General features: G+C 30.1%; 11 protein-coding genes and 1 pseudogene. 7 read left to right on the top strand and 5 right to left on the bottom strand.

Going from position 1 to position 9,011, the window contains the following annotated elements; genetic code table 11:
* Positions 1 to 599: 599 nt before the first annotated feature.
* The 5 genes from AC1RYN_RS17780 to AC1RYN_RS17760 all read right to left on the bottom strand — a co-directional run bounded on the left by AC1RYN_RS17780 (position 600) and on the right by AC1RYN_RS17760 (position 2,825).
* Entirely contained in the window at positions 600 to 722 is a 123-nt protein-coding gene (locus AC1RYN_RS17780; protein WP_481808013.1) for a hypothetical protein, read from the bottom strand.
* 33 nt (positions 723 to 755) lie between these two features.
* Positions 756 to 992 (bottom strand): SMI1/KNR4 family protein, encoded by a 237-nt coding sequence (locus AC1RYN_RS17775; RefSeq protein ID WP_481808012.1) that lies wholly within the window; start codon positions 990 to 992, stop codon positions 756 to 758.
* 543 nt (positions 993 to 1,535) lie between these two features.
* The gene (locus AC1RYN_RS17770) at positions 1,536 to 1,898 is read right to left on the bottom strand and encodes a hypothetical protein (protein ID WP_481808011.1); all 363 of its coding nucleotides are present in this window, start codon (positions 1,896 to 1,898) and stop codon (positions 1,536 to 1,538) included.
* 149 nt (positions 1,899 to 2,047) lie between these two features.
* A complete protein-coding gene (locus tag AC1RYN_RS17765; protein WP_481808010.1) occupies positions 2,048 to 2,416 on the bottom strand; it encodes a leucine-rich repeat domain-containing protein in 369 nt (122 codons plus the stop codon).
* Between the two features lie 169 nt (positions 2,417 to 2,585).
* A complete protein-coding gene (locus tag AC1RYN_RS17760) occupies positions 2,586 to 2,825 on the bottom strand; it encodes a hypothetical protein (protein WP_481808009.1) in 240 nt (79 codons plus the stop codon).
* 738 nt (positions 2,826 to 3,563) lie between these two features.
* Between AC1RYN_RS17760 and AC1RYN_RS17755 the strand changes: the two genes are divergently transcribed.
* The 7 genes and pseudogenes from AC1RYN_RS17755 (at position 3,564) to AC1RYN_RS17725 (ending at position 8,990) form a co-directional block, all read left to right on the top strand.
* On the top strand, positions 3,564 to 4,694 hold the full coding sequence (locus tag AC1RYN_RS17755; RefSeq protein ID WP_481808008.1) for an NAD(P)/FAD-dependent oxidoreductase: 1,131 nt from the start codon (positions 3,564 to 3,566) through the stop codon (positions 4,692 to 4,694).
* A 2-nt stretch (positions 4,695 to 4,696) separates the two neighbouring features.
* A complete protein-coding gene (locus AC1RYN_RS17750; RefSeq protein WP_481808007.1) occupies positions 4,697 to 5,410 on the top strand; it encodes a methyltransferase domain-containing protein in 714 nt (237 codons plus the stop codon).
* Positions 5,407 to 6,461 (top strand): annotated as a pseudogene (locus tag AC1RYN_RS17745) (type III polyketide synthase). Before AC1RYN_RS17750 ends, AC1RYN_RS17745 begins: the two are co-directional and overlap by 4 nt.
* Positions 6,462 to 6,498: 37 nt before the next feature.
* Complete coding sequence (locus AC1RYN_RS17740; protein ID WP_481808006.1) at positions 6,499 to 6,927, top strand: 3-hydroxyacyl-ACP dehydratase FabZ family protein; 429 nt, start codon at positions 6,499 to 6,501, stop codon at positions 6,925 to 6,927.
* Positions 6,928 to 6,951: 24 nt separating this feature from the next.
* Complete coding sequence (locus AC1RYN_RS17735; RefSeq protein WP_481808005.1) at positions 6,952 to 8,223, top strand: beta-ketoacyl-[acyl-carrier-protein] synthase family protein; 1,272 nt, start codon at positions 6,952 to 6,954, stop codon at positions 8,221 to 8,223.
* 27 nt (positions 8,224 to 8,250) lie between these two features.
* Positions 8,251 to 8,505 (top strand): acyl carrier protein, encoded by a 255-nt coding sequence (locus tag AC1RYN_RS17730; RefSeq protein WP_481808004.1) that lies wholly within the window; start codon positions 8,251 to 8,253, stop codon positions 8,503 to 8,505.
* Positions 8,502 to 8,990 carry a 4'-phosphopantetheinyl transferase family protein gene (locus AC1RYN_RS17725; RefSeq protein WP_481808003.1) on the top strand — a complete coding sequence of 163 codons (489 nt, stop codon included), beginning with the start codon at positions 8,502 to 8,504 and terminating at the stop codon, positions 8,988 to 8,990. The genes AC1RYN_RS17730 and AC1RYN_RS17725 overlap by 4 nt, the downstream gene beginning before the upstream one ends.
* Positions 8,991 to 9,011: the final 21 nt, after the last annotated feature.

The raw sequence follows: 9,011 nt of genomic DNA, 5'->3' as shown, positions 1-9,011 counted from the left end.
ACTACGTATTGCTAAGGTTAATACATGCTCCTGTTGTTAGGGAGGCAGCACCTTGTGCTTGATTTCTATAGATTGTATTATTAATCCATAGTCATCAGATATATATGAGGCTAAATCAGAATGATTTGTTATTGAATATACTAGTTTAAAAACTTTTTCTCTTAATTCATCACTAATAGTCTTATCTGTTTTTCTTTCTTTAAATTTTTATTAATAGCTCTGAAATGTTTCCATCCATTTTTCAGAAAAAAACAACTTCGTCTCTTTCATCTAAAATTCTATCAAAGTCATCTTCATTATAATTCGATAAAATATGAGGTAAATTATTTTCAATAAAAGAATTTAATCTTTTTAAAATTTGTTCCATTTTACTATATTATTCCCATCTTCCTAAATTCAAATTATCATAAAAGATGTCTAATTGAATTTTACTAATTTTTTTATTCTCATACAAGTTAATAAAAATAGCTTCATACTTTTCAGCATCATCGGCACTTCCAATATTCTAGATTTTTAGCCGTGTCTTCAAAAGAGCTATTCACTAAATAAACCCCACTAGATCAAAAGAATTTGTTTTATTCACGTTGTGCATTTACAAATTACTCCATCAAGTTTTGCTCTATTAGTCCTTCAAAAGACTTATTTAATTCCTCAATTTCATTATCATCATGATAATATATCCAAACTTTATTATCGAGGAGAAATAAATACGGGATCTCCATTTCCAGTTATAGAAATAACATAACTTGATTGTATTAATTCACATCTATTATCAACTGAAATAATTTTTTCCCAAATCCTTTTGTTAAATCTATTACTGTTTCACCCGACAACATCTCACAATTATTAAAACCATAAACCGGAAAACCTGTATAACTACCTCCAAAAAGGCTTAAAAATTGAACATAGTCTTTATCAAAACTCACATTAAGCTCTTTTTCAGCATTTTTAATTATTTCTTCATTAACAGATTTACCAAACGAACAAATCATTATCAGAAAGTATTAATTTAATTTTATCTATTACTTCTTGTTTCATATTTTTTTACTTACACTTTATCCCTATTTTATAAACTAAGCTACAAAAGAAATAAAACAATTTATCATCTTTTTGACCTTCTTAATTTTTAAAAAATAAATCTCTTTTTAGACACATAATCAGGAGTATTTCTAATTTTAAGCCTATTATCTAAAAAGAATGTAGTTTCATTATATATATTCTTACTGCATTTAACAGAAATGATATTCTTACCTTCTTTAATTTTAATTAAAATTGTATCATTATCATAGCTAAAAATAGCTTCTTTTAAATCAATGAATTCTTTTTCTTTCCATATAATACTGATAAATATTGATAAACAACACCCTCAGTATTAATAATTTCCATTATTTGCAATCACTTAATTTTAATTCTTCTTTTTTTAACTTACTATTTCTTTTCATACTTCTTGGCATTAGGAATCCGTATTGCCTTTAAGTATGACTCAAGTTTGGTTGAATTCCTCATTTGATATAAAAAGGATACTCAGAATAAAACTACTCCATCTCTTCTATAAATGATTCTATACTATTCTTTTTCAAGAAATTAAGATAAAAATCCTTTTCGCTTTTATTAAGCTTATGATTATTAATCATGATACTTTCATCAGGCTCTGCCGTATTCTGTATTATACTTAAAGCCCAATGATATGGCATTTCGTGCATTAAAAAATAAACATCTCCTGCATCTTCTAGTGTTTCTAAAAAACTTATAAATCGTAAATGAATTTCATTATACTCTAAACTACAATTTAAAAAATCTGTTATAAGATCTTTTATATAAGAATAAAATATATTTCTATAAAAAATCCTTTTTTTTCCATCGGTTTCATCATCAATAAAAACAAAATCTTTTTCCATAATTTAATAACATATTATATGCATAAAAGCTGAATTATTTTCATTCTTGTCCCTTTAAGCATTTCTTCCTCTTTTTGCACCAGTTAACTCTATTATTTCTTCAATAGTGTGTGAGTAATGCTTTTTATTAGGATAAAACTTTATTTGTTTTAAGGCTTTAACTCAATAACTGGGGTCATGTCTCCATCTTTACAATTCCAGAAATTTATTTTTTCTAAACTTAACATAGAGGAAACAAACTTGATAGAATCTAGATCATCAATAAATAACTCCTTTATAAAAGTATTCCCTAAAAAAGAAAAGTCTGTTAATAATTTACATTTTTCAATATTTAATTCTTTTAAAGACATTAGTTCTTTTAAGATTTTAATATCTTTTAAATAATTATTTCTTACTAAAGAAAGTTCCTCTATAGAAAGTCCCTCAATGCCTTCTATTGATTGTACTTTAGAACTATATATATGTAAAATCTTTAAATTGATTAATTCTGAGAACCTTTGAAAATTAGTGTCTGGCATTTTTAAAAGTACTATGCTCTTCAAAGGAAAAGCTTTGTCTATATTATGCAATCCTTTCCAATATTCACCTCCTAAGTGTTCAATTTTTGGAAACTTTGATATATCTATTGTAAATTTCTGCTTCTGTTGGAAGATATTTTCTCAATATTTTCTAATGAATAAATAGATTCTAAATGGATAACATTATCAATAATACCTCAAAAGAAATTACTTTTAAGTTTTTATGTAGTTTTTCAAATTCTTTAAAATTAACTTCAAAACCTGCATTCTCGTTTCCGAGTATTCCCCTTAACTGAATTTGAGTAATACCAATTTGATAAGCATATTCTATACCCTCTTCAAAATAATTAGCATGAATAGTTAAATACTTCCCATTCGATTTTTCTCTTATTGTTTTACCTAATGACATTTTATTCCCATTGTATTATTAAAAATACCGTTAGTATCTAGGATAACATTTCTAAAGTTAGGAAATTTAATTCTATCGGAACCTAACTTAAGTAGTCCCCAGTACACCCATAAAAATGAGATAAAGCTATTTTTTATATTTAAGTATCTCTTCATATATATGCTTTTCACATTTTAGCGAAACTAATATTTTATTAGTACAAATGTATATTATTTCTAGATTTCCTTTTTTATAATCAATGTTTACACTATCCATTGAACTTGATCCTTTGAAAAAATTTATCCCACAGGAATATAATATTTGTATTTTTTGAGATGTAAAAAAAATATCTCCACATTTTTTAGATTTACATCCTACAAATAAATGAACTTCGCTTTCCGTTCTTACAAGTTCACTTATATATGGTTTTTTAAAAAAAGAAGTTAAAAACATAATGATTACTATAGTTAAAATAATTAAAGATAAAACAATTAGACTCCACAAAAAAAGATTTTATTTTCATAAGAGCTTTATTTTTTTTAGATAATCTAAAAAGTATAACCCAGGTTTTTAGCTTTTGGTCATTTACTATAATCCCAACAATACCTTTTCTAATCAAGATTCCTTTTTTATTTTAAAATGATTTTTCTATTAAGAAATTACTTAAATTAGCAATAGCGTTAAATCGTTAGGTTTTTAAGAATCTTATAAAACCAGATTAGCGACATCACATCTGTTAAAAACGAATAGTATCTACATATGAAAACAAATGCTGATGTAGTAATTATTGGTGGGGGACTAGCAGGGCTTACTTGTGGCATTCATTTATCTAAAATGAAACTACGAGTAGTTTTGATTGAAAAAAACGAGTTTCCAAAACATAAAGTTTGTGGTGAATACGTCTCTAATGAAATCAAACCTTATCTAGATTGGCTAGACTTAGAAATTCAGGACTTAAACCCTGCAACAATCACACAATTAGAATTCTCAATACCAAACAAGAAACGCATTCGATGCACTCTTCCGCTTGGAGGATTTGGACTCAGCCGCTATACATTAGATTATCATTTGTATAAAAAAGCAATCGAAAATGGATGTAAGATATTACACGATACTGTCGAAAACATTCATTTTGAAGAGGAATTATTTACTATTACAACCTTGAAGCTAAATACATTCGCAACCAAAATAGCTATAGGTGCCTTTGGCAAACGTTCGAATTTTGACCAAAAACTACAACGTAAGTTTATTCTAAAAAAAGCTCCTTGGCTGGCTGTCAAAGGGCATTACAAAGGTGAATATCCAAATGACTTAGTTGGATTATACAATTTTGAAGGAGGCTATTGTGGTATTTCAAAAGTAGAAAATGACATAGTAAACATTTGCTACCTCGTTAATTTTGAAACATTTAAAAAACATAAAAACATTGATGATTTTCAAGTTAATGTTATTTATAAAAACCCACATCTAAAAAAGTTTTTTACCAATAGCACACCATTATTTGACAAACCATTAACTATAAGTCAGATTTCATTTGAAGAAAAAACAGCAATAGAAAATCATATCCTAATGATTGGAGACAGCGCTGGCTTAATTCAGCCTTTATGCGGCAATGGCATGGCAATGGCGATTCATAGTGCCAAAATTGCTTCTGAATTAATTGTAGATTTTTATACTAAAAAGACCATTTCAAGAAAAGAGCTTGAAGAAAAATACATCCAATCATGGAACTATAATTTCAAGAAAAGATTAGAAACAGGCCGATTCCTTGCCTCACTTTTACAAAATAAGAAAAAGGCGGCTGTTGTAATGTGGCTGTTAATTCAATTTCCATTTTTACTGCCTCAAATTATAAAAAGAACACATGGTAAATCTATAATTCTAAATTAAGAATGGCTATAAAAACCAAATATAGAACGGATGATCCTGAGATTATGGATGATTTCAATTTAAAAGGGGAAGTTTTACAAAATGCATTGGATAAAATTGCTAAAATAAATCAGTTCCTAGGAGGAAACCACCTAACTTTACAAGGAGTCAAAAAATTATTAGGTGGTATTACCAAAGAGCAAACAATAACTATTATCGACATAGGCTGTGGAAATGGAGATATGCTAAGAAAGCTAGCCGATTATGCATTGAAATATGATTGGAATTTTAAACTAATAGGTATCGATGCTAATGCATTTACAATAAATTACGCCCGAAAATTATCTATACATTACCCAAATATAAGTTACCGCTGTGAAGATATATTTAATGAAGCTTTTAGTAAATTAGAATATGACATTGCACTGTGTACATTGACTTTACATCATTTTAAAAACAATGATATAATTAATCTAGCAACTATTTTTAATACAAATGCAAGACGTGGTGTTGTAATAAATGATTTACACAGGAGTATCATTTCCTATCGCTTATTTCAAGCAATGTGCTTTGTTACCCAATTAAACGGAATGTCAAAGAAAGATGGTTTAACATCTATTTTGAGAGGATTTACAAAAAGTGAATTACTTGATTTTTCAAAACAATTAAACTTAAAAAAATATACCATTCAGTGGAAATGGGCTTTAGAATATCAATGGATAATTTCAAAAATATGAGTGTAAAAATAGCCAGCGTTGCCAAGCAATTGCCCAAATATTCAAGAACAACCGAAAGAAATTATTCCATTTTTAGATTCATGGCTATTTGGGCAAGATGAACGCTTTATCCGAAAAGTAAAAAAAATATTTGAAGGTGCTGCTGTCGATAAACGATATTCTATAATGGATCCAATCGAAGTTTTCTCTCATACCTCTTTTGAAGACCGAAATGACATTTATGTCAGAGAAGTTATTGATTTAGGAGAAAAGGTCCTAAAAAAAGCATTAGACAAATCAAACTGGGAGCCAGAGAGTCTTGACTACATTATTACAGTAAGTTGTACAGGCATCATGATACCATCTTTGGATGCCTATCTTATAAACAAACTCAAACTGCGTCAGGATATCGTACGCCTTCCTGTAACCGAAATGGGCTGTGCTGCTGGAATTTCTGGAATTATTTATGCAAAAAGCTTTTTAAAAGCCAATCCCGGAAAACGAGCTGCGGTAATTGCAGTTGAAAGTCCAACAGCAACCTTTCAGTTAAATGATTTCACGATGGCTAATATTGTCTCAGCGGCAATTTTTGGAGATGGTGCAGCTTGCGTATTATTATCTTTTCACATGAAGCAGATAATGGTCCTGAGATTCTTGATGAAGAAATGTATCATTTTTACGACAACATTCATATGATGGGATTTAAGCTTGTAAATACAGGCTTGCAAATGGTACTGGATATTGAAGTTCCTGAAACAATAGCATCACATTTTCCTGATATTATTCATCCTTTTTTAACCAAAAACAATTTAAAAATAGAAGATATAGACCATTTGATTTTTCATCCAGGAGGAAAAAAATTATACAGACTGTAGAAGAGTTATTCACCGATTTAGGGAAAAAATATGACGACACAAAAGAAGTACTGCGTTTATACGGAAATATGTCTAGCGCAACTGTTTTATATGTTTTGGAACAAATTATAGATAAAAAGCCCAAAAAAGGAGAGAAGGGCTTAATGTTGAGCTTTGGACCAGGGTTTTCTGCTCAGCGTGTTTTATTACAATTTTAAACTAAATGGTTTTAAAAATTTCTCATAAAATCTAAAAATGACAAATCAGGATATTATATCTAAATTACCCTACAGCAAGCCTTTTTTGTTTGTAGATGAAATTATTTCTATATCCGAAAATGGAGTAGAAGGGACGTACCGTTTTGATGAAAATTTAGATTTTTACAAAGGTCACTTTATCTCTAATCCAGTTACACCTGGAGTAATTCTGACCGAAGTTATGGCTCAGATAGGATTAGTATGCTTAGGGATATTCTTATTAAACAAAGAGTTTAACAAAAATACTTCAATTTCCTTAACATCAACTGAAATAGATTTTTTAAAACCTGTTTTTCAAAATGAAAAAGTAACTGTTATTTCAGAAAAAATATATTTTAGATTTGGGAAATTAAAATGCAAAGTGAGTATGAAAAACCAACTCGGAATAGAGGTTTGTTCTGGAATGATAGCCGGAATGATTGTTTAAATAATAATCTTTAAAATAAGTAAGATGCAAAAAAGAGTTGTCATTACAGGTCTTGGAGTTGTTGCCCCAAATGGGGTAGGACTTGATGCATTTACAAATGCAATAAAAAAAGGTCTGTCGGGTATTAAACACGATCCTGAATTAGAGCGCTTGCAGTTTTCCTGTCAGATCTCAGGAAAGCCAGAATTATCAACTGAATTGATTGGTAATTATTTCACAGAACTTGAATTACGTAATTTTAATGCTTCTGGGATACTTTATGGTGTAATTGCTGGTTTAGATGCTTGGAAAGATGCAGGATTAGCAATTCTGGAAAACGAAGAACCCGATTGGGATAGCGGAACCATTTTTGGCACAGGAACTTCGGGGATAGAAAAATTTAGAGAAAGTATCTATAAAATCGATGATTTTCAAACCAGACGATTAGGAAGCACCGTTGTAGCGCAAACCATGATTAGTGGTATAAGTGCCTATTTAGGCGGCAAACTAGGACTTGGAAATCAAGTCACTACCAATTCATCAGCTTGTACAACTGGCACTGAAAGTATTTTAATGGCATACGAACGAATCAAATTAGGGCAAGCCAAACGAATTTTAGCAGGCAGCACTAGTGATTCCGGACCTTATATTTGGGGAGGATTTGATGCTATGAAAGTTTGCACATTCAAACACAATAGCTCTCCCAAAAGTGGCTCAAGACCAATGAGCGCTAGTGCTTCGGGTTTTGTTCCAGGAAGTGGAGCAGGAGCTTTACTACTAGAAGATTTAGAAACTGCTCTAAATAGAGGAGCTCGAATTTATGCAGAAGTCTTAGGCGGGAATATAAATTCTGGCGGACAGCGTGGCAGAGGAAGCATGACAGCTCCAAATGCAACAGCTGTACAAAGATGCATCCGCAATGCTGTAGATAATTCTAAAATTTCAACCTCCGAAATTGATTTGATCAACGGGCATCTGACGGCTACTTCCAAAGATGCTTTGGAAATTGAAAATTGGAGCATTGCATTAAACCGTAAGGGTAATCATTTTCCGTATGTAAATGCATTAAAATCGACCGTAGGACATTGTCTATCAGCAGCAGGAAGTATTGAACTTGTGGCTTCGGTCTTGCAATTACACCAAGGGTTCATATTTCCAAATGTAAATTGTGAAGATTTAAATCCTGAAATCACATCTATTATAGACAAATCTAAAATTCCAACTCAATTAATCAACTCCAATTTAAATATTATTGCCAAAGCTAGTTTTGGTTTTGGTGATGTTAATGGCTGCGTGATTTTAAAAAAACACAACTAACATTCATTTATAACTAACTATCAAAGTATGGATAACCAACAACTACTAACCGAATTAAAGAAAATTGTAAAGCCTTATACAAAGAATGATACTGCTTTTGAAAATTTTACTGAAGACACAAATTTCATAACCGATTTAAATATTAATTCTGCCAATTTAGTTGACATTGTTTTAGATGTCGAGGAAGCTTTTGATATTGTTATCGATAACGAATCTATGGAAAAAATGATTAATGCAAAAGCTGCTCTAAACATTATCCAATTTAAACTAAATGAAAAATGATTGGAAATGATATAGTCGACCTAGAAATAGCACAACAAGAAAGCAACTGGAAACGTAAAGGTTTTTTGGATAAAATCTTCACTTCTGAAGAACAATTGCTCATTCTAAATTCTGATTCACCCGAAATTATGGTTTGGAATTTATGGAGCAGGAAAGAAGCTGCTTATAAAATATACAATCGCGAAACCAAAATAAGTGGCTATTTTCCAACCAAACTAGTTTGTTTTTACGAAAGCGCAAATTTTGGTACTGTGTCTATAAACAACCGTTTATATTATACACAATCAACAATTACAAAAGATTATATCAATACTGTTGCTGTTACTCAAAAAGAGGTTTTAAATAGAATTTCTATTTTAGATATTGGAACTACCATTCATAAAAATCATGGTATCCCTTATATAATTGATCCTAATACAAAAACTCAAATACCAGTCTCAGTGAGCCATCATGGACGTTTTATTCAGTCCGTAAGGGTTGCATAATAAAAAACAAGGCGCAAATTA

The sequence above is a fragment of the Flavobacterium sp. TC780 genome (assembly GCF_056783245.1).
This window is presented reverse-complemented; position numbering and strand designations above follow the sequence as displayed.